The organism is Sodalis sp. dw_96 (assembly GCF_018449575.1).
GTDB lineage: Bacteria > Pseudomonadota > Gammaproteobacteria > Enterobacterales > Enterobacteriaceae > Acerihabitans.
On sequence record NZ_JAAVUT010000010.1, the window covers coordinates 157,966 to 180,759 of the forward strand.

At 58.5% G+C, this 22,794-nt stretch carries 19 protein-coding genes; 15 read left to right on the forward strand and 4 right to left on the reverse strand.

Annotated features, from left to right (window positions below):
* The first annotated feature begins 22 nt into the window (after nt 1–22).
* Nucleotides 23–1,114, forward strand: a complete 1,092-nt coding sequence (locus HB631_RS16330) for an iron-containing alcohol dehydrogenase (RefSeq protein WP_213992275.1) — start codon at nt 23–25, stop codon at nt 1,112–1,114.
* A gap of 110 nt (nt 1,115–1,224) precedes the next feature.
* Here the strand turns inward: HB631_RS16330 and HB631_RS16335 are convergent, their stop codons facing one another.
* Nucleotides 1,225–2,082, reverse strand: a complete 858-nt coding sequence (locus HB631_RS16335) for a DMT family transporter (protein ID WP_213992226.1) — start codon at nt 2,080–2,082, stop codon at nt 1,225–1,227.
* Nucleotides 2,083–2,399: 317 nt separating this feature from the next.
* Here HB631_RS16335 and HB631_RS16340 point away from each other — a divergent pair, with 317 nt between their 5' ends.
* Together HB631_RS16340 and HB631_RS16345 are read left to right on the forward strand one after the other, a co-directional pair.
* Nucleotides 2,400–3,056, forward strand: a complete 657-nt coding sequence (locus HB631_RS16340; RefSeq protein WP_213992276.1) for a metallophosphoesterase — start codon at nt 2,400–2,402, stop codon at nt 3,054–3,056.
* A 242-nt stretch (nt 3,057–3,298) separates the two neighbouring features.
* Nucleotides 3,299–3,550, forward strand: coding sequence for a GlsB/YeaQ/YmgE family stress response membrane protein (locus HB631_RS16345; RefSeq protein WP_213992227.1), 252 nt, complete (start codon nt 3,299–3,301; stop codon nt 3,548–3,550).
* A gap of 259 nt (nt 3,551–3,809) precedes the next feature.
* Here the strand turns inward: HB631_RS16345 and HB631_RS16350 are convergent, their stop codons facing one another.
* Nucleotides 3,810–4,964 (reverse strand): ABC transporter ATP-binding protein, encoded by a 1,155-nt coding sequence (locus tag HB631_RS16350; RefSeq protein WP_213992228.1) that lies wholly within the window; start codon nt 4,962–4,964, stop codon nt 3,810–3,812.
* A 1,009-nt stretch (nt 4,965–5,973) separates the two neighbouring features.
* On the reverse strand, nt 5,974–7,464 hold the full coding sequence (locus tag HB631_RS16355; RefSeq protein ID WP_213992229.1) for a PLP-dependent aminotransferase family protein: 1,491 nt from the start codon (nt 7,462–7,464) through the stop codon (nt 5,974–5,976).
* Nucleotides 7,465–7,593: 129 nt separating this feature from the next.
* Here HB631_RS16355 and HB631_RS16360 point away from each other — a divergent pair, with 129 nt between their 5' ends.
* From HB631_RS16360 to HB631_RS16395, 8 genes are all read left to right on the forward strand, one after another.
* Nucleotides 7,594–8,862 carry a 4-aminobutyrate--2-oxoglutarate transaminase gene (locus tag HB631_RS16360; protein WP_213992230.1) on the forward strand — a complete coding sequence of 423 codons (1,269 nt, stop codon included), beginning with the start codon at nt 7,594–7,596 and terminating at the stop codon, nt 8,860–8,862.
* 23 nt (nt 8,863–8,885) lie between these two features.
* Nucleotides 8,886–10,346, forward strand: coding sequence for an NAD-dependent succinate-semialdehyde dehydrogenase (locus HB631_RS16365; protein ID WP_213992231.1), 1,461 nt, complete (start codon nt 8,886–8,888; stop codon nt 10,344–10,346).
* 299 nt (nt 10,347–10,645) lie between these two features.
* Entirely contained in the window at nt 10,646–11,674 is a 1,029-nt protein-coding gene (locus HB631_RS16370) for an ABC transporter substrate-binding protein (RefSeq protein ID WP_213992232.1), read from the forward strand.
* Nucleotides 11,675–11,708: 34 nt separating this feature from the next.
* Nucleotides 11,709–12,983, forward strand: a complete 1,275-nt coding sequence (locus tag HB631_RS16375; protein ID WP_213992233.1) for an ABC transporter permease — start codon at nt 11,709–11,711, stop codon at nt 12,981–12,983.
* 14 nt (nt 12,984–12,997) lie between these two features.
* Complete coding sequence (locus tag HB631_RS16380; RefSeq protein ID WP_213992234.1) at nt 12,998–13,822, forward strand: ABC transporter permease; 825 nt, start codon at nt 12,998–13,000, stop codon at nt 13,820–13,822.
* Between the two features lie 41 nt (nt 13,823–13,863).
* Nucleotides 13,864–14,595 (forward strand): SDR family oxidoreductase, encoded by a 732-nt coding sequence (locus HB631_RS16385; RefSeq protein ID WP_213992235.1) that lies wholly within the window; start codon nt 13,864–13,866, stop codon nt 14,593–14,595.
* A 64-nt stretch (nt 14,596–14,659) separates the two neighbouring features.
* Complete coding sequence (locus HB631_RS16390; protein ID WP_213992236.1) at nt 14,660–15,790, forward strand: phosphotransferase; 1,131 nt, start codon at nt 14,660–14,662, stop codon at nt 15,788–15,790.
* A 30-nt stretch (nt 15,791–15,820) separates the two neighbouring features.
* Complete coding sequence (locus tag HB631_RS16395) at nt 15,821–17,098, forward strand: aminotransferase class III-fold pyridoxal phosphate-dependent enzyme (protein ID WP_213992237.1); 1,278 nt, start codon at nt 15,821–15,823, stop codon at nt 17,096–17,098.
* Between the two features lie 7 nt (nt 17,099–17,105).
* Here HB631_RS16395 and HB631_RS16400 read toward each other — a convergent pair whose 3' ends face one another.
* Nucleotides 17,106–17,780 (reverse strand): FCD domain-containing protein, encoded by a 675-nt coding sequence (locus tag HB631_RS16400; protein WP_213992238.1) that lies wholly within the window; start codon nt 17,778–17,780, stop codon nt 17,106–17,108.
* A 310-nt stretch (nt 17,781–18,090) separates the two neighbouring features.
* Between HB631_RS16400 and HB631_RS16405 the strand changes: the two genes are divergently transcribed.
* The 4 genes from HB631_RS16405 to HB631_RS16420 all read left to right on the forward strand — a co-directional run bounded on the left by HB631_RS16405 (nt 18,091) and on the right by HB631_RS16420 (nt 22,767).
* Entirely contained in the window at nt 18,091–19,098 is a 1,008-nt protein-coding gene (locus HB631_RS16405; protein WP_213992239.1) for a zinc-binding alcohol dehydrogenase family protein, read from the forward strand.
* Nucleotides 19,099–19,177: 79 nt separating this feature from the next.
* The gene (locus HB631_RS16410) at nt 19,178–19,747 is read left to right on the forward strand and encodes a TetR/AcrR family transcriptional regulator (protein WP_213992240.1); all 570 of its coding nucleotides are present in this window, start codon (nt 19,178–19,180) and stop codon (nt 19,745–19,747) included.
* A gap of 130 nt (nt 19,748–19,877) precedes the next feature.
* Nucleotides 19,878–20,732, forward strand: coding sequence for an SDR family NAD(P)-dependent oxidoreductase (locus tag HB631_RS16415; protein ID WP_213992241.1), 855 nt, complete (start codon nt 19,878–19,880; stop codon nt 20,730–20,732).
* 343 nt (nt 20,733–21,075) lie between these two features.
* Nucleotides 21,076–22,767 (forward strand): sensor histidine kinase, encoded by a 1,692-nt coding sequence (locus tag HB631_RS16420; RefSeq protein WP_213992242.1) that lies wholly within the window; start codon nt 21,076–21,078, stop codon nt 22,765–22,767.
* The last annotated feature ends 27 nt before the right edge of the window (nt 22,768–22,794 follow it).

Here is a 22,794-nt window from a genome sequence, read left to right on the forward strand (position 1 = left end):
GCAGCAAGACAGGAAGGCCACCGTGGATGTTCATCATCTTGCTTTTCCGGCCCGCGTAGTCCGCGGCGCCGGCGCTATTAATCAACTGGGCGCCCTGTGCGCCGTTCTGGGCCGGCGCGCCATGGTCATCGGCGGCCGTCGTGCCCTGGCCTCAATCGAACAGGCGGTGTTCAGCCAGTTGGTCACCGCCGGCGTAACGCTGGCGGCCATGCAGTGGTATGGCGGTGAGTGCAGTGAAACCCATATCAACCGCCTGGGCCTGGAAGCGAAGGCTGAGGGGATCGATGTCATCATCGGCGCCGGCGGCGGCAAGGCTATCGATACCGCCAAGGCGGTGGGGGCCTCCCTGGGGGTGCCGGTGGTGACGCTGCCCACCATTGCCGCCACCTGCGCCGCCGTGACGCCCTTGACCATTCGGTATTTCGACGACGGTCATTTCCGGGATTTGTTTCCTCTGCCGCAGGCGCCGGCGGCGGTGGTCATCGATACGCAATTATTGGCGCTTTCCCCGCTGCGCTGGCTGGCGGCGGGGCTGGGGGATACGCTGGCCAAATGGTATGAATATCGCTCCATCGCCCATCCCGCCGGTCTCAACGGACTGTCGGCGTCCGCCAGCGCCAATAGCCGGATTTGTTATGATCTTATCCTGCACTACGGAGAGGCGGCCTGCGGCGCATTGACCGAAGGGAAACCCACGCCGGCGCTGGAACAGGTGGCGGATGCCATTTTTATCTTTGCCGGCCTGACCTCCATCATGGGCAGCGGCGCTCACGCCTCGGCGGCCCATGCCATTTATGAAGGGTTTACCGTTAACGACAAAACCCGCCATTTCGGCCATGGGCTGCTGGTGGGTTACGGTAATCTTTGTTTACTGGCGCTGGAGCGGCGCGGTGATGAAGAGCTGCTGGCGGCGGTCCGCCTGGCGAAGGCCTGCGCGGTGCCGACTAGTCTGGCGGAAATTTGCGATGATTTGACCTCCACCGAGCTTGACGCCATTTGCCGATCTTCCGTCGAGGCTCCGGACATGGCCAATATGCCCCATACCGTCAGCGCCGACGATGTCCTGTCGGCCATGATACGGGTGGATGCCTTTGCGGCCATGGCCCGACGATAAACGTTTTGCCGGCCAAGAACCGTGCGGATAATCTGGCGGGCATGGCCTGACGATAAACGTTTCCCGGTCATGAACGTGTAGATAATCTGGCGGCCATGGCCTGACGTTCATCAGCCGTTTTTCCCTTTGCGGGAAAATAGCACCACCGACACAATAATCAACGCGGCCCCGGCGATCATTTTCGCCGTCGGCCGCTCATCAAACAGCCACCAGGCGAACGCAATGGCATAGACCGGTTCCAAGGCAAAAAACACCGATGCCGAACGCGCCTTGACAAAGCGCAGACTGGTCACCATTAAGCTGTGTGCCGCGCCGGTACAAAATACCCCCAGCAGCGCCAGGTAAAACCAATCCATCGCCGCCAGTTGCGGCAGCGCCCGAAAGGCGAACGGCAACATCAGCAGGGATATCACGCCGTTCTGGCACAATGCCGCCTGCACCGGGCGGACGGTAGCGGCGGTGATGCGGTTGCACAGAATCAGGCAGGCCAGCAGCGCGCCGGAAAGAATACCCCATAAAAACCCCAGGGTACTTTGGCTGCTGAAGTTGAAGGACGGACACACCATGATAAGTCCCAGGCAGATGACGCCGATAAGCAACGACTCCCGCCAGGTGATGCGCTCGCGAAACGCCAGGCCTTCAAACAGAGTGGTGAAGGCCGGAAAACTGGCGAAGCCCAGGGTGGCGACAGCAACCCCCGCCGCTTTCACCGAAATGAAAAAAGTGAGCCAATGGCCGGCCAGCACGATGCTGGACACCAGAATCAGCAGCAGCCCCCGGTAGCTGATGCGCTGCCAGCGCAAACCTTTGACGCACAGCATCAGGGCGGTCAGGATCAGAAAGGCAAACCACGCGCGGCCAAAGACGATGGTGGCGGGGGAAGCATTCACCGCCTTGCCTAAAATGCCGGACAAACCGAAAAAAAACGCGGAAATATTCAGTGCGATATAGGCGTGACGTTTATCCATAAAACCCGTTAAGACCCATTAATCATGCCGGCCGCAACCCAACGGCGCAACGGCGCGGCTGATGTTTTGCCGCCAAGGGCAAGGGAAAACACCATGCTGCCTGCCAGTGAACTGTTTTAATAGTCTTTTTTCATTAATTTTATAGGCTGCTATGCTTTAATTCAGGGACCCGTTTTCATCGGATGCCGTGTCAATTCATTGACGAAAAGCATCTACGGTATTTTTTTTACGGAATCCGTTTATGGAGCCTTTTTATGGGATTCCTTTATGGGATTCCTTTATGGGGAGAAACGATGTATCAGCATATTCCCGGCGCGTTGTACCAAAAAATCGATGCCGCTGAGTGGCGCCGGATTTTTATCGTGGGGGATCTACATGGATGTTTTGACCTGTTATTGGAAAAGCTAGAGCGGAACGGATTCGACACCGGGCAGGATCTCCTGGTATCGGTAGGGGATTTAATCGATCGCGGCCGCCAAAATCTGGAATGCCTGTCGCTGCTCAGGGAAAAATGGTTCTGCGCGGTGCGGGGTAATCATGAGCAAATGGCCATGGAAGCTTTGGACAGCAATGACCCCGGACTGTGGCTGGCCAACGGCGGCGAGTGGTTTTCCCGCCTGGATCCGGCGCAGCGGCAGCAGGCGACAGCGCTGATTGCCGACTGCGCCCTGCTGCCGCTGGTGATTGATATTCCCATGGGACAACGGCACGTGGTGGTGGCCCATGCGGATTATCCCGGCGATAACTATTATTTCGACCAGCCGGTGGACAGCGAAGAGCTGGTATGGAGCCGGCGCCGCATTCACAGAAATCAACAGGGGCGGGGCGCGCCCATTACCGGCGCCACACACTTTTTTTTCGGTCATACGCCGCTAAATCGGGTCAGGCATTTTTTCAATCAGTACTATATCGATACCGGCGCGGTGTACGGCGGTTCGTTAACCTTGGTGGAAGTGAATACCCTACCGGTATAGTCGGCTATAATAAATCAGGTTTCTCGTTTTATCCGGCTGCTGGGATAACGCTGAACCGACACTGAGGGTAAAAGGTTATACCCGTCATCCTTCAAGTAGCAGGCGCGTTGGCTTTCCTCGCTCACCCCAGTCACTTACTGATGTAAGCTCCTGGGGATTCGCTGCGTCGCCGCCTTCCTGCAACTTGAATTATGTAGGGTATAGGCGGCTAGCGGATTAGCCAACGACAAAGGAGTTTAACGATGGGCATTTTATCCTGGATTATTTTTGGTCTTATTGCCGGTATTATCGCGAAATTCATCATGCCGGGCAGAGACGGCGGTGGTTTTATTCTTACCGTGATATTGGGGATTATTGGCGCGGTGGTGGGGGGATATATCAGTACCTTCTTCGGTTACGGCCGGGTGGACGGATTTAATGTCGGCAGCTTCGCGGTGGCGGTGGTCGGCGCTATTGTAGTGCTGTTAATCTATCGGCTGGTGGCCCGGGATTGATTCGACGCGATGTGATTTAAAGGTGTTCTGATTCACGGCCGCCGTTATTGCCGATGATTAATAACGGCGGCCGGTTCCTGACAAATGTCTTCGCGCTTCCAGCCTCCTAGAGACTATTTACAGACGCAATTTCTCCGCGCTATTCTCCCGCATAATTTCTTGATACGCTTTACAGGCGTTATTCTCCGGCACTTTTTCTCGATAAACTTAACCGGAACTATTTCCCCGCGCTATCCCAAGGCTCAAGGCGTGTCCTGTGCTAGGCCGCCTGGCTGTTATCAGTGACATCCGTATTGTTCGTCTTCTCTTCGGGCACGGCGCTTAAGACGGCGTCCAGGGCGCGCAGGTGCCGCTCCTGCCAGGAGAGCGTAACCTCATTGCCGGCCACCCAGTTGGGTTCAACCTCGGCGGCGCTGAGCTTCACCATGAAATTGGGCTGGCCCGCCACGTCGGTTAACATCCGCACATGATCCCCCAGATAAATAAATTGCTGGATCCGGGCACTGATTTGCTGGCTGCCGGCGGGAAGCAGGTGCTGCGGCACATTTACCCGAACCCGTTCGGGACGGATGCACAGCATGATTTTACGTCCCGGAGAGCTGGGGCGGACCTTCAGCGCCCTAAGCGTCGTGCCGTCATCCAGGGTGGCGCGATAATAATCGCCTTCGCTGCCGGCCTGGGTGGACAACAGGCTATTGTTCTCACCGATAAATTGCGCCACGAAGGTATTCTGCGGTTCTTCATACAGTTTACTGGGACGGTCGATTTGCTGGATGATGCCGTCGTTGAATACCGCCACCCGGTCCGACATGGTCATGGCTTCGCTTTGATCGTGGGTGACATAGACGATGGTCAGCTCCAGCGCCTGGTGCAGCGCTTTGATTTCCATCTGCATATGTTCGCGCAATTGTTTATCCAGCGCCCCCAGCGGTTCATCCATCAGCACCAGTTTGGGTTCGAATACCAACGCCCGCGCCAGGGCCACCCGCTGTTGCTGGCCGCCGGACATCTGGGCCGGATAACGATTGGCCAGGGCGGTGAGCTTGACGCGATCCAGTACCCGATCCACCTTTTCCTTGATATCGCTGCGGTTCATGCGCCGTATGGATAACGGAAACGCCAGATTTTCCGCCACGGTCATATGGGGAAATAACGCATAGTTCTGGAACACCATGCCGATATCCCGCTGATGGGGAGGCAGGTGGTGCAACGGTTCGCCACGCAGGAAAATTTCCCCCTGGGTCGGGTTTTCAAAGCCCGCCAGCATCATCAGGCTGGTGGTTTTCCCTGAACCGGACGGTCCCAACAGCGTGAGAAATTCACCTTCGGCAATATCCAAATTCAGATTCTTAACCACCAGCTTGTCGCCGTCGTAGGTTTTTTGGATATTTTTGAAGCTTACATAGCTTTTCATGGAAGAATTCTACCCCTCTTAGCGGTATCCCGACGGGCGGCCTTACTGCAATGAATCGTGCATTGGATAATGCGATAAAATGCAATAAAGCGGGTTTTCCCGCCATCGTAAATAGATAGACCGTTACGGAAACGACAACCTGTTAATGGGAGTTAAGCAGGGCGGTCAGTTTGCCGACGAGGTTGTGGCACGGGTTATGCTTAACCCATGGGGGCGGCGGCTTTTCCGCCCGATGCCTCTATCTTTACCACTGGTTTTCAGCGGCGACAAGGAAATTCAGGGGCAACGATAAAAAAACTTCCGGGTTGATGATAATCTATCAACCTGATGATTTTTATTGCTTTTTTAAAGACAAAAACCAACGAATACGACCATCTTGCTCCAGCCTGCGCCGGTCGATGGGAAGCGGCGGCACCATCGCCCTTTTCGGAGCACCGGGCACCAAAATGAGGCAGACAGCAACAGCCGTCAGGCATGTCGACCTTTTCTAAAACTAAACCGACTATGTTAAAGCGGGCCCGCGATCGTCGATCGTGCAACGAGGGTGTTAAAGGGAGACCGTGCTGATGGGGTCGAATCGGGCGTGGTTTTTCCGCCCGACGGAGCGCCCCACAGCGCGGTAGGCCCGCGATCGTCGATCGTGCAACGAAGATGTTAAAGGGAGACCGTGCTGATGGGGTCGAATCGGGCGTGGTTTTTCCGCCCGACGGAGCGCCCCACAGCGCGGTAGGCCCGCGATCGTCGATCGTGCAACGAGGGTGTTAAAGGGAGACCGTGCTGATGGGGTCGAATCGGGCGTGGTTTTTCCGCCCGACGGAGCGCCCCACAGCGCGGTAGGCCCGCGATCGTCGATCGTGCAACGAAGATGTTAAAGGGAGACCGTGCTGATGGGGTCGAATCGGGCGTGGTTTTTCCGCCCGACGGAGCACCACATGGCACGCTAGGCCCGCTATCACCGATTGTGCAGCGAGTCCTTAGAAGTCAGACACCCGATCTATCCGCCCCGCGCCTAAGAACCACCCCCGCCGGTTTGCCGCGCCAGGCATGCCATCAGCACGTTAAACGCCGGTTCGATAGCAGCTTCATCCACGCAGGCATAGCCCAGCAACAGGCCCTTTTTACGCTGCGACGTCAGGTAATAGGTGGAAAGCGGCCGCACATAAATTCCTTGCTGACCCGCGTCCCGTGTCAGGCGCTCGTCATCCACCTCCTCCGGCAGCGACATCACCAAATGCAGGCCGGCGTTACTGTCGTCCCGCAGCGCATCTTCCCCCAGATGCTGCAGGATCAGTCGGCTCAGTACATTGCGCCGTTTGCCGTACAGCAGCCGCATACGGCGGATATGGGAGGCATAATGCCCTTCGGCGATAAACTGCGCCAACACCAGTTGGGTAATCCAGTGCCCGCCGCGATACAGCTCAGCATGGGCCACGCGCATGGGTCCGGCCAGGGCGGCGGGCAGCACCATATAACTGATGCGCAGCCCCGGATAAAGGGTTTTGCTAAAGGTACCGATATAAATGACCGGCGCCTGCGGCGTCAGGCTTTGCAAGGCCGGAATGGGATTGCCGGAGTAACGGAATTCACTGTCGTAATCGTCCTCCACCACCCAGGCGCCGCACTCCTGCGCCAGTGCCAGCAGACGCTGGCGCCGGGTAAGACTCATGACCGCCCCGGTGGGATATTGATGTGACGGCGTCACGCATATCAGGCGCGGCGCGTTGTCCCCCACCGGGGTTTCCGGGAGGTTAATACCCTGATTATCCACGGTAACGGGGACGACCTCGACGCCATTGACGGTCAGCACATTGCGTAATCCCCAATAGCAGGGCTCTTCAATCCAGGCGCGATCGCCAGGATTGCACAGCATCTTCGCCAGTAAATCCATGGCCTGATGGGTGCCCTCCGTGATAATGATTTGCCGCGCCTCGCAGTTTACCGAACGGGCCACCCGCAGATAATCCACCAGCGCCAGTTGCAGCTCCGGGCTGCCCCCCATGCGCGAGTAAGTCAGATAATCCGGCTTGATGCGCCTGATAAGCCGCGAGTGAATGCGCCGCCACAGCCCGTGGGGAAAATTGGACACGTCCGGCACCCCCGGCATAAACGCTCCCCACTGGTGCGGCGACGCACCGGTTTTTGCCAGCAGATACGCTCCTCTTTGTGAAAATTCATCCTCAGCGAGGCGCTGGGAGGCCGGCGGCTGCTCGTTAACCGGCGTCATGGCGCCGTCGGGCATATGATCGGTGACAAAGGTTCCGCTGCCGGCGCGGGTAAAGGTATAGCCCTCCGCCAGCAACTGTTCATAGGCGGTACTTATGGTATTGCGGGACAGCGACAGCGCCCCCGCCAAATCGCGCGTCGGGGGCAAACGGCTGCCGGCGCCGATAACACCCTCCAGAATAGCCAGGCGGATACAGTCGTATAAACGGCGGTGCAGCGGGCCTTGGTTATGGGCGGACAAGCGTTGCAGCAGCATATCGGTAAGAAGCGATCGCAATTGGCACCTTCATTTTTTCAGAACTGGCTCTGGATTATAGAGCCACAACGGGGATTAATAGCAATCGGGAGTTAGGTCAGGGTCTGTGTTCAGCATTTTATGCCGCATCATATCGGGAGTCATCGCAGCATGAACAATAGTGAAATGAATCAACGTCGTCTGTCTGCCACGCCGCGCGGCGTGGGGGTTATGTGTGATTTTTATGCCGCCCGTGCGGAAAACGCCACGCTGTGGGACATTGAAGACAGAGCATTCACTGATTTCGCCGCCGGCATCGCGGTACTGAATACCGGCCACCGCCATCCGAAAATTGTCGCCGCCATCAAGGCTCAGCTGGATCTTTTCACCCATACCGCCTACCAAATCGTCCCTTATGGCAACTACGTGACCCTGGCGGAAAAACTTAACGCCATCGTTCCGGTAGCCGGGCCGGTGAAGAGTACGTTATTCAGCACCGGCGCAGAAGCGGTGGAAAATGCGGTCAAGATAGCCCGCGCCTATACCAACCGTCCCGGCATCATCACCTTCGGCGGCGCCTTTCACGGCCGTACGCTGTTGACCCTGGCCCTCACCGGCAAAGTAGCCCCCTACAAACTGGGGTTCGGCCCGCTGCCGGGACAAATTTTTCATGCCCGCTATCCCAATGCCCTGCACGGCGTCTCCGTTGAACAGGCCATCCAAAGCATCGACTCGCTGTTCCACACCGATATCCCGGCGGATCAGGTTGCGGCCATTCTGTTTGAACCCATTCAGGGGGAAGGCGGTTTTAACGTCGCGCCGCCGGAATTTATCATCGCCTTGCGCAAGCTTTGCGACCAGCACGGCATATTGCTGATTGCCGATGAAGTGCAAAGCGGGTTTGCCCGCACCGGCAAAATGTTCGCCATGGAGTACTGTCCGCAGGTGAAGGTGGATCTGATCACCCTGGCCAAAAGCCTGGGGGGCGGTATTCCCATTTCCGCCGTGGCCGGCCGCGCCGAGGTGATGGATGCCCCCGCGCCGGGCGGACTGGGGGGCACCTATGCCGGTAACCCGTTGGCGGTGGCTTCCGCCCTGGCGGTGCTGGCGGTGATTGAAGAAGAACAGCTTTGCGCCCGCGCCCGGCGCCTGGGGGCCCATTTGATGGAAACCCTGGACAAGGCCCGGGTATCCTGCCCGGCCATCTCCGCGGTGCGCGGTCAGGGATCCATGGTGGCGGTGGAGTTCGCCGATCCCGCCACCGGCGAGCCCGATCCGGTCTTTACCAAGAAGATCCAGCGCCAGGCCCTGGAACAGGGACTGCTGCTGCTGACCTGCGGCGTTCATTACAACGTCATTCGTTTCCTGTATCCGCTCACCATCCCCGATGACCAGTTCACCGCGGCGCTGGACCTGCTGAGCCGGCTGCTTAAATCATAAAAAGACCGAGGAAGACCAAGACTATGCAGCTTAATGACCCGACATTGTTTCGCCATCAGGCCCTGATTAACGGCGAATGGTGCGACGGCGACCACGGCGCCCTGGAAGGCGTGACCAATCCGGCCACCGGTGAGCGGCTGGCGGAGGTGGCGCAAGTGAGCGCCGCACAGACCGATGCCGCCATTCGCGCCGCCGCCAATGCCCTGGTTTCATGGCGCGGACTGACCGGCAAACAGCGGGGGGTGGTCTTGCAAAAATGGGCCGCCCTGATTGAACGGCATCAGGAGGATCTGGCGGCTATCCTGACGGCGGAACAGGGCAAACCCCTGGCGGAGGCCCGCGGCGAAATCGCTTACGCCAACAGCTTCATCACCTGGTTCGCCGAGGAAGCCAAACGGGTGGAAGGAACGGTACTGCAATCACCGCAGGCCCATCAACGCTTGCTGGTGATTAAACAGGCCATCGGCGTGACCGCCGCCATCACGCCGTGGAATTTCCCGGCGGCGATGATCACCCGCAAGGTTGCGCCGGCGCTGGCCGCCGGTTGCACCATGATTGTCAAGCCCGCCGAACAAACCCCGCTCACCGCCTTGGCGTTGGCGGAACTGGCGCAACGGGCCGGTATCCCCGCTGGCGTTTTGCAGGTGGTGACCGGACCGGCGCCGGCTGTGGGCAAAGTGCTGTGCGACAGCCCGGTGGTGCGCAAGCTCAGCTTTACCGGTTCCACGGAAATAGGGCGTTTGTTAATGGCCCAATGCGCCCCCTCCGTCAAAAAGCTCTCCCTGGAGCTGGGGGGCAACGCGCCGGTCATCGTGTTTGACGATGCCGATCTGGACAGCGCGGTGGCCGGCATCATGGCGTCGAAATTCCGTAACAGCGGGCAGACCTGCGTTTGCGCCAACCGTATCTACGTTCAGCGCGGTATTTACCCGGCGCTGGTCGCCCGGCTGGTGGCAAGCGTGGAGGCCCTGTCGGTGGGCAACGGTACTCTGGCGGGTGTTACACAGGGTCCGTTGATTGACCAGGACGCCGTCGGCAAAGTCCGTGCCCATATCGACGACGCCCTGAGCCAGGGGGCTACGCTGCTCACCGGTGGACGGCCGCACGCCCTGGGGGGCACCTTTTTCCAGCCCACGGTTATCGGCGATGTCACTCCGTCCATGCGTTTCGCCCGGGAAGAGACCTTCGGCCCGGTGGCGCCGTTATTTCCCTTCGACGATGAAGAGCAGGCGGTGGCCATGGCCAACGATACCGAATTTGGTTTGGCCGCCTATGTCTTTACACGCGATGCCGCCCGCCAATGGCGGGTGCCGGAAGCGCTGGAATACGGCATGGTGGGCATCAACACCGGCCTGATTTCAAACGAGGTGGCGCCGTTTGGCGGCGTGAAACAATCCGGTCTCGGACGGGAAGGATCCCGATTCGGCATTGATGAATATCTGGAAATGAAATACCTGTGCCTGGATCTTTCCCCGGCGCGGTGAAATAGGGCCGGCGACCGGGGGATTATCCCGTTTGCCGGCCTTTGATCGGTTGCATCCCTAAGGTGCAACCCGGTACGGAATTGCACAGGTTTGACGCACTAAATGTAGGGTTATTCAGCATTACCTCCTCGATTTTCCACCCCAGTGGCCCCCTTCGATAGTTTGCCAAAGTGGCACGAAAGATGCTTGATGTATGATGCATCATTTATCCAGGTAATGCGCCCGGCCGATGATGACGAACCATTAAACACATAAACCTTTTCTGCTCACTTTGTTGGCTGAAATTATAGGGGTAGGGTATGTTCAAAAAATTAGCGGTTACCGCACTTCTCGTTGGATTGGCTTGCCAGGCGCAGGCCGAATCGCTGACGGTCATTTCGTTCGGCGGCCAGAATAAGGATGCCCAGGACAAGGCGTTCTATCAGCCGTTCAGCGCGGCCGGAAAAGGCACCATCGACGCGGGGGAATATAACGGCGAAATGGCCAAGATCCGCGCCATGGTACAAACCGGCCAGGTCAGCTGGGACGTGGTGGAAGTGGAGGGGCCGGAGCTGCGCCGCGGCTGCGACGAAGGGCTGTTCGAACCTCTGGACTGGTCCAAGCTGGGGGATAAAAGCGAATACGTCAACGGTGCCGCCAGCGAATGCGGCGCCGGGATTTTCCTGTGGTCCACCGTCCTGACCTATGACGCGCAAAAACTGAAAAAAGCCCCCACCAGCTGGGCTGATTTCTGGAATGTCAAAGATTTTCCCGGTAAACGCGCGTTGCGCAAGAGCGCCAAATTCACCTTGGAAATCGCTTTGTTGGCGGATGGCGTAAGACGCGAAGATGTCTACTCCCAGCTGGCCACCAAAGTGGGGGTGGATCGCGCCTTTAGAAAACTCGATGAAATCAAACCGCAAATCCAGTGGTGGGAATCCGGCGCGCAGCCCTTGCAATGGCTGGTTTCCGGCGATGTGGTCATGACTTCCGCCTATAACGGCCGCGTTGCGGCAGCGGACAAGGAAGGGCACGATTTCCAGATGGTCTGGGATGACAGCCTGTACGATCTTGATAGCTGGGCGGTAGTGAAGGGTTCCCAACACAAAGCCCTGGCGGAACAATTTATCGCTTTTGCCAACCTGCCGGAAAACCAAAAGGTGTTCGCGGAAAATATCCCTTATGGCCCCACCAATAAAAAGACCATCAGTCTGATTGATCCGGCCATCGCCAAAGGCCTGCCCACCGCCCCTGATAATCTGGTGAACGCCCTGCCGGTGGATACCCAGTTCTGGATCGATCACGGTGAAGAGCTGGAACAGCGGTTCAACGCCTGGGCAGCGAAGTAACCAGGATTTCGCCATGCAAACCGGAGAAAAAGCAATGACAGCCACTGAAATTGTCGCGGCGGGCCAACAGCCCGCCGGCGCGGAAGGCGCCGCTACGCTCAAACAGCAACTGCACCGGTCGCAGCGGGTTTACAAGCGGCGCACCTGGATGCTGGTGGCGCCTTTGCTGGCGTTTATCCTCATTATTTTTGTGGTGCCCATTGCCTCGATTCTGATAAACAGCGTGGCGAATCCGGAAATACGCGACGGCATGCCCGGAGTGACGGCGGCGCTCAAACGGTGGGACGGCGCCGGCGTACCGGATGAGAATACCTTCAGGGCGGTGGTCGTCGATCTGCGCAAGGCGCGGGCCGAGGGGCAGATAGCGTCGGTGGCGAAGCGCATGAGTTATGAAGATTCGGCTTACCGGGGACTGATTATGCGCACCCTGCACGCCGCGCCACAGAACGATGCCGCCCCGGGCACCCGCGAGGCGTTAATCGGCGCGCTGCCGCTGTGGGGTGAAAACGCCACCTGGCGGTCGCTGCAACGGGCGTCGCGCCCTTTTACCAGCTATTACCTGTTGGCGGTTTTCGACCGCAAAGTGGATCCGCAGACCGGTAATATCGTCAAGCTGGCCGATACCGATGCGCTGTTCGTCAACGTGCTGTTTCGCACGCTGCTGATGGCGGCGGTGGTAACGCTGTTTTGCGTGGCCCTGGGGTATCCGCTGGCCTATTGGCTGTCCAAGCAGCCGGCCGGCCGCGCCAATCTGCTGATGATTATGGTGCTGCTGCCGTTCTGGACGTCACTGATAGTCCGTACCGCCAGCTGGATAGTGCTGTTGCAATCCGGCGGCCTGATCAACGGCGCCTTATTGCATACCGGGATCATCGATAAACCGCTGGTGCTGGTGTTTAACCGCGTCGGCGTGTATATCGCCATGACCCATATTTTATTACCCTTCATCGTGCTGCCGCTGTATGCGGTGATGAAGGGTATTTCGCCCAATTACCTGCGCGCGGCCATCTCCCTCGGCGCGCATCCCTTTATCGCCTTCTGGCGGGTCTATGTACCGCAAACCTATGCCGGACTGGCGGCGGGGGGATTGCTGGTGTTCATCATGGCCATCGGCTATTACATCACCCCCGCGCTGCTGGGGGGACCCGGGGATCAAATGCTGAGCTACTTCGTGGCGTTCTTCACCAATACCACCATGAACTGGGGGATGGCGGCTGCGCTGGGCAGCCAGTTGCTGGTTATCGTTTTGCTACTGTATATCGTTTATATCCGGGTGACACGGACCCAGGCGGAACTCGCCGCCCACTGAGAGAGGAGACGACAATGGTCAGGCAACAGGGCACGTTGTTAATGCGGTTATGGGACGGGCTGTTTAATCTGTACGGTGCGGCGGTGCTGCTTTTTCTGGTGGTGCCGGTGCTGATTATCGTACCGTTGTCATTTAATGCCGGTTCCTTTTTAAGCTATCCGTTAAACGGTTTTTCGCTGCGCTGGTACCAGGCGTTTTTTCACTCCCGCGAATGGCTGGGGGCCTTGGGCAACAGCCTGCTGATTGCGCCGCTGGCCACTTTGCTGGCCACCGTGCTGGGGGTTCTGGCCTCGGTGGGACTGGTGCGCGGCGAGTTTCGCGGCAAGTCGCTGGTATTGGCGGTCATTATCTCGCCGATGATTGCCCCGGTGGTGATTGTGGCGGTGGGGATGTTTTTCTTTTTCGCCCGCATAAATCTCCTTAACAGCTACCTGGGCCTGGTGCTGGCCCATGCCATGCTGGGGGTGCCGTTTGTGGTGATTACCGTGACGGCGGTGTTGAAGAACTACGACCTTAATTTAACCCGTGCGGCCGCCAGCCTCGGCGCGCCGCCCTGGCAGGCGTTCAGGCGGGTGACCTTGCCGCTGATTGCCCCCGGCGTATTCTCCGGCGCGCTGTTCGCCTTTGCCGCCTCGTTTGACGAAGTGGTGGTCACGCTGTTTCTGGCCAGCCCATCCCAGCGGACGCTGCCCATTCAAATGTTCGCCGGCATCCGGGAAAACCTCGATCCCACCATCGCCGCCGCCGCGTCGCTCATGGTGGGCGCCGCGCTGATATTACTGCTGGTGATGGAAATGCTGCGCCGCCGGTCGTCCCGTATCCGTGGGAATGCCGGTTAGTGTATAGTTGATGCATCAAGTATCACACCGAGGTGAAGGTTATGGAGCAGAAAACCCTGTTGTTGACCGGGGCCAGCCGCGGGATAGGCCACGCCACCGTCAAATATTTTTATGGGGCGGGGTGGCGGATTTTTACCGCCTCCCGTCAGAGCTGGGTGGAGGAGTGTCCCTGGGCGGAGAAAATGCTCAACCATATCCATCTGGATCTGGAGGACATCGCCGGGGTTGAAGCGGCGATGCCGCTGCTAAAGGAGAAGCTGGGAGGACGCCTGGACGCGCTGGTGAATAATGCCGGTATTTCCCCCAAAGCGGAAGACGGCGGCCGTCTCGGCGTGCGAGAAACCGCCTACGCCACCTGGTTGCAGGTGTTCAACGTCAATCTATTTTCCACCGCCCTGTTGGCTAACGGCCTGTTCGACGAGCTTAACGCCGCCCAGGGCAGCATTATCAACGTCACCTCCATTGCCGGCACCCGGGTCCATCCTTTCGCCGGCGTGGCCTATGCGACTTCCAAAGCGGCCTTATCCGCCCTGACCCGGGAGATGGCCTATGATTTCGGCCGGCACGGCATTCGCGTCAACGCCATCGCGCCGGGAGAAATCGATACGTCCATTCTGTCTGCCGGCACCCAGGACATTATTGAACGCCAGGTGCCGCTACAGCGTCTGGGCAAACCCGATGAAGTGGCTTCGCTTATCTATTTCCTGTGCACTCAGGGCGCCTCGTATGTCAACGGCGCGGAGATACCGGTCAACGGCGGCCAGCATGTCTGAATTCCGCGCGCCCAGGGCGCCTTTTATGTCAAGAAGGCAAAAATGTCGGTGAACGGCGGCCGGCATGTCTGAGCCGGTCGTCGATGCCGGCCTTTTGTCCAGCGATGCGCCGGTGGTTAATGGCGAGGATGCGCGCCGGGCGGCGCGGGAACTGTATGGCCTTGACGCCGTCGCCACGGCATTGGCGGGGGAGCGGGACGCCAATTTTCAGCTGACGGCGGATAGCCGACCGCGCCGGATGGTGAAGCTTATTAATACAGCGCTAGACAGGCCGCGTCCGATGGTAAAATTTACCCTTCCGGCGGAAGACCGTCCCCGCTGGATGCTGAAATTTATTAATCCGGCGGAAAGCCTGGCGGAGAGTAATTTTCAGGACGCATTATTACGCCATGTTGCCCGTAGAGCACCCGGCCTGCCGGTGCCGCGCCTGATAGAGGCCTTACAGCCGGGTGAGGGGCCGTTCTGCTCGGTGGACGGCAGGCCGCTGCGGGTCCGGCTGGTGACCTGGCTGGCGGGAACGCCGCTGCATCAGGTGACGGCGTCACCTATGGTGCTGAACTCACTGGGTTGTGGTCTGGCCCGTCTCGATTTGGCCCTGGCGGAATTTCATCATCCGGCGGCCAAGCGGTCGCTGTTATGGAACAGCAGCGATCCGGGCCGGGTACGGCCTTATCTGGCGGGAATCAAGGAACCGGCGCAACGCCGGCTGCTGGGGGACATCCTGGACCGGTTTGAGGAGCGGGTGCCGCTGCGTCTGGCGGCGCTGCGTCATCAGGTTATCCACAATGATTTTAATCCCCACAATGTCCTGTTAAACCTAGGCGCATCCGATTTGGGGGGAATTATTGATTTCGGCGACGCGCTGTATGCGCCCCTGGTGAATGAACTGGCCACCGCACTGGCCTATCAGGTGAGCGAAGGAGACGATGTTCTGGCCCGAATGCCGCCGTTTGTCGCCGGCTATCACCAACTGTTGCCCCTGTCCGATGAAGAAATCCATCTGCTGCCGATGCTTATCGCCGCCCGTTTGGCCCTGTCGGTTATCCTCACCCAATGGCGGGCGCGGCGCTATCCGGCAAACCGCGCTTATATCCTGCGCCATATGGCGCGGGCCTGGGACGGTGTGCAAAAATTATGGTCGTTAAGCCCGGATGAAATTGCCCACCGGCTGGGCGAGGCGCGTTTCATTAAATGACGGACGCGTCATTTTAGAAAAGGTAAAGCTATGGATAACAATAAAGTGACGACGTCACAAGAACTGCTGGCGCGGCGGGAGAGGGTGCTAGGGGCCAATTATCGTCTGTTCTATCAGGAGCCGGTGCGGGTGGCGCGGGGAGAAGGGGTCTGGCTCTACGACGAACAGGGCCGGCCCTATCTGGATTGCTATAACAACGTGGCGTCAATCGGCCATTGCCACCCGGCGGTAGTGGCGGCTATCGCCGAGCAAAGCGCCCGCTTGAATACCCATACCCGTTATCTGAATGACGCCATCGTGGATTTCGCCGAGGATTTTCTGCGGGAGTTTCCCGATGAACTGGGTAATATTACTCTCACCTGCAGCGGCAGCGAGGCCAACGATTTGGCCCTGCGCATCGCCCGCTTCGTCACCGGCGGCAGCGGCGTGCTGGTAACCCGCTGGGCCTATCACGGTGTAACCGCCGCGGTGGCGGAGCTTTCCCCCGCGCTGGGGGACGGCGTGGCCCGCGGCCCCTCGACGGTGTTCATCGATGCCCCTGACAGCTATCGCCGGGGAACAACCTTTGCCGACACTGTGGCTGAAGCCTTGCGGGAGATGCGGCAGCGGGGCATCAGGCCGGCCGCCTTGCTGGTGGACACCATTTTCTCCAGCGACGGGATATTCCGAGCGTCCCCCGGCCAGCTGCAACAGGCGGTGGAACGGGTGCGCCGGGACGGCGGCCTGTTTATCGCCGACGAAGTGCAGGCGGGTTTCGGCCGCACCGGTAACGACATGTGGGGCTTTAGCCGCCACGGCGTCACGCCGGACATGGTCACCGTGGGCAAACCGATGGGGAACGGCCATCCGGTGGCGGGGGTCGTGGGACGACCGGCACTGTTCGATGCCTTCGGACGAAGCCAACGTTATTTCAATACCTTCGGCGGCAACCCGGTTTCCGCCCGGGCCGCACATGCGGTGCTAAAGGTGATCCGAGAAGAAAAGCTCGCGCAAAACGCCGCCCGGGTGGGGGATTATCTGGCGGCGGGACTGCGGCAACTGGCGACCCGCCACGCCGCCATCGGCGATATCCGCGCCTACGGATTGTTTATCGGCGTCGAGCTGGTGCTCAGCCCGCAAACCAAGGCCCCGGCGGTGGAATTGGCCCTCAAGGTGGTGAATATGCTGCGCGGGCGGCGGATTTTGCTAAGCACCACCGGTCCCCGGGCCAATATTCTCAAAATCCGGCCGCCGCTGGTGTTTCAACCGGAACACGCCGATCTGTTTCTCGAACAGTTGAGTCAGGTATTGGCGCAGTGCGGAGCGTGACCGCCGTTTAAAGCGCGGGGCGGTTTTGCGCAATAAACGCCAGCAGCGTATCGTGACTGTCCATAATATCCTGCCGGATGGCGGATGCCGCGGCGGCGCAGTCCTGGCGGCGCAACGCCGCCAGCAACGCCTGATGATGCCCCACCGCCATTTGCGGGGAGAGCTGCATATAGGCCTGGGCTATCAGCGGACCGATGCGCATCCAAAGCCGGTCGATAAAACTGCTTAATAACGGCATTTCGGCGCTGTGGGCCACCAGTAAATGAAATTCGCTGTTCAGACGCAGCGCGTTGGCCAGATCTTCTTCAGTTATGGCGCGGATATTGCGGCGGATATTCACCGTCAATTGCTGGAGAACGGCGGGGGAGATATGCTGCGCCGCCCGCTGCGCGCCCAATCCTTCCAGGTCCAGCCTCAGGGTGCGAATTTCCATATATTGCTCCTGGGTAAGAGAAGGAACGCGGATATCCTTCGGCGTGCGCATTTCCAGCGCATCTTCCTTTGCCAATTGCAAAATCGCATCCCTGACCGGTGTGACGCTGGTCCCCACCTGAGAGGCCAGTTCCCGGATACGCAGACGTTCATCGGGCTTAAGCTGGCCGGTTATTAATGCCTGACGTAACGTGGCATACACGCTGGAACCCAGATAGGAATGCTCAATTGGACCTGGTTGATAACTCACCTGCTCACCTGTATCAAAGCCGCGGGAACGGCAAAAGAAATTCAGTGCATCGAATATACAACATGATGCGTCAAATGAAAGCCGGCCGCTCCGGCCGAGGTTAAAAACAGCCGGTTCATCTTTTCCGGCGGCACGCCTGCGCCGGCTGATTTTCACCCTGACAGAGCAGGTGCTACTCTATTGCAACCATATTCATTTATCATTAAAGGGCTTAGCATGCCAACGTAAACCCGCTGTGCCGTCGGAAAGCACTCTTGCGATGCCCCGCGCCGCAGCGGCTCAACCATCATAATACGGGGAATTATCATCGATGAAAGCCATTGTTTATACCCGCAACGGGTTACCTATTGAGGATCCGCAATCCCTGTTCGATACCGACCTGCCGAAGCCCACGCCGGGGCCGCGGGACTTGCTGGTGGCGGTTAAAGCCGTTTCCGTCAATCCGGTGGACACCAAGGTCAGGGCCAGAGCGGCGGTTACCGAGCCACGGGTGCTGGGCTGGGATGTGGCCGGTGTCGTTACCGAGGTCGGCCCGCAGGTCACCCTGTTCAAACCCGGAGACGAGGTCTTTTATGCCGGCGCCATCACCCGGCCGGGATGCTACAGTGAATTTCACCTGGTGGACGAACGCATTGTCGGGCATAAACCCGTCAGCCTCGGTTTTGCCGATGCCGCCGCGCTGCCGCTGACCTCGGTTACCGCCGGGGAACTTTTGTTCGAACGTCTGGGCGTCAAGGAAAAGGGCGGCGAAAATGATATTCTGCTGATTATCGGCGCCGGCGGCGGAGTAGGCTCCATCCTTACGCAGCTGGCCCGGCAGTTAACCGCCATGACCATCGTCGGCACGGCGTCGCGGCCGGAAACCCGTGACTGGGTCTCCTCCCTGGGCGCCCACCATGTCATCGATCACAGCCGGAATCTGGTTGAGCAATTGAACACCCTGGGTATAAAAAACGTGACTCATGTCGCCAGCCTGACCCACACCGACAGCTATTACCCACAGCTTATCGACGCGTTGGTGCCCCAAGGACGCCTGGCGCTGATAGATGATCCCGCCACCCTCGACGCCATGCCGCTGAAGGCGAAAAGCCTGTCGCTGCACTGGGAATTGATGTTCACCCGCTCCACCTTCCAGACCGCCGATATGATAGAGCAACACCATTTGCTGGAGCGCATCTCCTCCCTGGTGGACCAGGGCACGTTGAAGACTACCCTGGGCCAGCACTTCGGTGTGATTAACGCCGCCAATCTGCGGCGGGCCCATGCGTTGATCGAAAGCGGCAAATCTCGCGGCAAACTGGTGCTGGAAGGTTTTTAACCCGCCGTTCTTGCTTATAATGCCCTGGGACGTTATGATTGAGTGAATACTCATTTAATAGCCCTGACGCATTATTCCCATGGCCAGACCCAAAAGTGAAGACAAACGCCAGGCCATCCTGGCGTCTGCCATAGCCATATTCGCCGCCCACGGGCTGGGGGCGGCCACGGCGAAAATCGCCCGCCGGGCCGTGGTTTCCGAAGGCACGCTGTTTAATTACTTCAGCAATAAAGACGAATTGCTTAACGCGTTATATCTGGTGCTGAAAGCCGAATTAAGCGAGATCATGTTGCCGGGGTACCCGGATAATCAGGACCTCAGAAGCAAGGCATTTCATATCTGGCGGCGTTATATCGATTGGGGCGTGGACCAGCCGGATAAGCGAAAATGCATGGCGCTGCTGAGTTTGTCCGATCGGGTCGGTGAACAAACGCGGGAGCGGGCGATGGCGGGATTTGCCGAGATCAATCAGGTGATTCACCACAGCGTGGCGGGGGGGGCGTTCTGCGGCCGTTCTCCGGACTTCGCGGGGGCTATCATGGGCGCCCTGGCGGAAACCACCATGGATTTTATCCAGCGGGAACGGGATAACGCCGAATTTTATACTTCAATGGGCTTCGACGCATTTTGGCGGGCCGTGGCCGGTTGATTTTCAATCCTTTTTTTGACCTTTCATTTTAACTCTTCATTTTTAACTGTTCATTTTTAACTGTTCATTTTTACTAAAGCTTTAATGAGTGATTACATACTCATTATGACATCGTCCTATAGGAGGATTTATGAGTCAAGTTTGGTTTATCACCGGCAGCGCCGCCGGATTGGGCCTTTCCATCACCGAAGCCGCGCTGGCGGCGGGACACAAGGTTATCGCCACCGCCCGAAAACCGGAAAGACTCGCCAATCTGGCGGCGGTTTACGGTGACCGGATCCTGCCGGTGGAGCTGGACGTAACGGATTCCGTTGCGGCGCAAAAGGCGGTGGCGGCCGGCATCGCCGCGTTCGGCAACATCGACGTGCTGGTAAATAACGCCGGTTACGGCCATTTGGCGCCCTTTGAACAAACCCAAGAGCAGGCGTTTCGCACGGAAGTGGACACCAATTTTTTCGGCGTGGTAAATGTCACTCGCGCGGTGCTGCCGTTTATGCGGGCGCGCCGCGCCGGCTATATATTCCAGGTATCATCGGTAGGGGGGCGCATGGGCATGCCGGGCATGAGCGCCTACCAATCCGCCAAATGGGCGGTGGGGGGATTTAGCGAAGTACTGGCCAAGGAAGTCAGTCCGTTGGGTATCCGGGTATGCTGCCTTGAGCCGGGCGGCATGAGCACCAACTGGGGCGAACGCGCCGGGCGGGATGTTCCGCCGATAATGCCTGAATACGAAGCATCCGTCGGCGCATTGCAGGTCTTTCTCCAACAATATCTCGGCCATGAAAACGGCGATCCGGCAAAAGTGGCTCAGGTCATCCTGGCTCTGGCCGGACATTCGGCTCTGCCGGAACATCTGCTGCTGGGCAGCGACGCCGTGCAGTATTGCGCCGGGGCCGAGCTGACGCGGCAGCAGGACGCCGAGCGCTGGATCAAGGTGAGCAATTATCCTGATAAGGGCAAAGAGATTCCCTTGGAACTGCCTTAAAATCGAGCTCGTCGTTAAAGCGCCCGGTGGGGACGGTTTACTCTTCAAGCATCCCGTCCCGCCTTTTTGACGCCGCGCAAGTTTGTCAGCAAGCCGCAGCGGCCGGTTTGCGATTTAGTGAGACCTGTCAAAGAAAGCGGGAGCGATCTCCGATACGTTAGCAACGTTATACTTGACCCGGGTCAAGTGTCGTTTGCGTGGTATATACCCGTCACACTTCAAGTTGCAGGGGCGTTGGGTTTCCTCGTTCACCCCAGTCACTTACCCAAGTAAGTTCCTGGGGATTCGCTGCGTTGCCGCCTTCCTGCAACTTGAATTATTTAGGGTAAAGATCGAGCCTCTGATGCACGAGTTCAATTTAGTCTTACTGCTGTTACAGCAGATGTGTGTATATCTGGTTATTGCTTACCTGCTGAGTAAAACGCCGCTGTTCATTCCCCTGATGCAAGTGACCGTCCGCCTTCCCCATAAGCTTTTATGCTATGTCATGTTCTCCATGTTTTGCATTATGGGCACCTATTTCGGCCTGCACATCCAGGATTCCATTGCCAACACCCGCGCCATCGGCGCGGTGCTGGGGGGCCTGCTGGGAGGGCCTCTGGTGGGCGTTCTGGTGGGATTGACCGGCGGTCTGCACCGTTACTCCCTGGGAGGAATGACCGCCGTCAGCTGCATGATTTCCACCGTGGTGGAGGGCTTGCTGGGAGGGTTGGCCCACCGGCTGCTCATCAGGCGCGGGCGTATCGACCGCCTGTTTAATCCCATTACCGCCGCCGGCGTGACCATCACGGCGGAAATCCTGCAGATGCTGATTATTCTGGCGGTGGCCCGCCCTTACGATGAGGCCCTGCGCCTGGTAAAAAGCATCGCCCTGCCGATGATAGTCACCAACAGCGTCGGCGCGGCGATGTTTATGCGCATCCTCCTGGATCGCCGGGCAATGTTCGAAAAATACACCTCGGCGTTTTCCGCCCGCGCGTTAAAAATCGCCATCAGTACCGAAGGTTTTTTGCGCCAGGGCTTCAACCAGGAAAACAGCATGAAGGTGGCCCAGGTGATTTACCAGGAGCTGGATATCGGAGCGGTGGCCATTACCGACCGGGAAAAGCTTCTGGCGTTCATCGGCATCGGCGATGACCACCATCTGCCGGGAACGCCCATCGCCTCGGCCCATTCCCGCCGGGCTATCGATAATAACGAAGTGGTCTATGCCGATGGCAACGAAACACCCTATCAATGCTCATTGCAGCGCAACTGCAAGCTGGGATCGACGCTGGTTATTCCGCTGCGGGGCGAAAACGAACAGGTGATTGGCACCATCAAACTCTACGAAGCCAAGAACCGCCTGTTCAGCTCCATTAACCGCACCCTGGGGGAAGGCATCGCCAGCCTGCTGTCGGCCCAGATACTCGCCGGCCAGTATGAACGGCACAAGCTGCTGCTGACGCAATCGGAAATCAAACTACTGCATGCCCAGGTCAATCCCCATTTTTTATTCAACGCCCTCAATACCCTGGTGGCGGTGATTCGCCGCGACAGCTCCCAGGCCGGACAACTGGTGCAGAATCTCTCCACCTTCTTTCGCAAAAACCTTAAACGATCGGAAGAGGTGGTGACCCTGGCGGACGAAATCGAGCATGTCACGGCTTACCTGGAAATCGAAAAAGCCCGTTTTCAGGATCGCCTGCAAATTCGCTTCGAGCTGCCGCAGCCGCTGCTGAGCCTGCGGCTGCCCGCGTTTTCCCTGCAACCCATCGTTGAAAACGCCATCAAACACGGCACCTCCCATTTGCTGGGGCCGGGCATCATTACCCTGCGGGCGCAACAACTGGAAAACCACCTGGTGCTGAGCATCGAGGACAATGCCGGCCTGTATCGGCTGACGCCGGGCAATACCGGGTTGGGCATGAACCTGGTGGATAAACGCATTCGCGTGCGTTACGGCGACGATTATGGCGTCAGCGTAGAATACGAACCGGAACATTTCACCCGTATCATCTTAAGCCTGCCGCTGGAGGACCACGCCTTATGCTGATCTGGAGCCTGCCGCTGGAGGAGCATG

What these genes read in the sequence shown, in the direction of transcription:
- HB631_RS16335 (WP_213992226.1), bottom strand. Translation starts at nt 2,082, where the DNA reads ATGGATAAACGTCACGCCTATATCGCACTGAATATTTCCGCGTTTTTT.
- HB631_RS16345 (WP_213992227.1), top strand. Translation starts at nt 3,299, where the DNA reads ATGGGCATTTTATCCTGGATTATTTTTGGTCTTATTGCCGGTATTATC.
- HB631_RS16350 (WP_213992228.1), bottom strand. Translation starts at nt 4,964, where the DNA reads ATGAAAAGCTATGTAAGCTTCAAAAATATCCAAAAAACCTACGACGGC.
- HB631_RS16360 (WP_213992230.1), top strand. Translation starts at nt 7,594, where the DNA reads ATGAACAATAGTGAAATGAATCAACGTCGTCTGTCTGCCACGCCGCGC.
- HB631_RS16365 (WP_213992231.1), top strand. Translation starts at nt 8,886, where the DNA reads ATGCAGCTTAATGACCCGACATTGTTTCGCCATCAGGCCCTGATTAAC.
- HB631_RS16370 (WP_213992232.1), top strand. Translation starts at nt 10,646, where the DNA reads ATGTTCAAAAAATTAGCGGTTACCGCACTTCTCGTTGGATTGGCTTGC.
- HB631_RS16375 (WP_213992233.1), top strand. Translation starts at nt 11,709, where the DNA reads ATGACAGCCACTGAAATTGTCGCGGCGGGCCAACAGCCCGCCGGCGCG.
- HB631_RS16380 (WP_213992234.1), top strand. Translation starts at nt 12,998, where the DNA reads ATGGTCAGGCAACAGGGCACGTTGTTAATGCGGTTATGGGACGGGCTG.
- HB631_RS16385 (WP_213992235.1), top strand. Translation starts at nt 13,864, where the DNA reads ATGGAGCAGAAAACCCTGTTGTTGACCGGGGCCAGCCGCGGGATAGGC.
- HB631_RS16390 (WP_213992236.1), top strand. Translation starts at nt 14,660, where the DNA reads ATGTCTGAGCCGGTCGTCGATGCCGGCCTTTTGTCCAGCGATGCGCCG.
- HB631_RS16395 (WP_213992237.1), top strand. Translation starts at nt 15,821, where the DNA reads ATGGATAACAATAAAGTGACGACGTCACAAGAACTGCTGGCGCGGCGG.
- HB631_RS16405 (WP_213992239.1), top strand. Translation starts at nt 18,091, where the DNA reads ATGAAAGCCATTGTTTATACCCGCAACGGGTTACCTATTGAGGATCCG.
- HB631_RS16410 (WP_213992240.1), top strand. Translation starts at nt 19,178, where the DNA reads ATGGCCAGACCCAAAAGTGAAGACAAACGCCAGGCCATCCTGGCGTCT.
- HB631_RS16415 (WP_213992241.1), top strand. Translation starts at nt 19,878, where the DNA reads ATGAGTCAAGTTTGGTTTATCACCGGCAGCGCCGCCGGATTGGGCCTT.
- HB631_RS16420 (WP_213992242.1), top strand. Translation starts at nt 21,076, where the DNA reads ATGCACGAGTTCAATTTAGTCTTACTGCTGTTACAGCAGATGTGTGTA.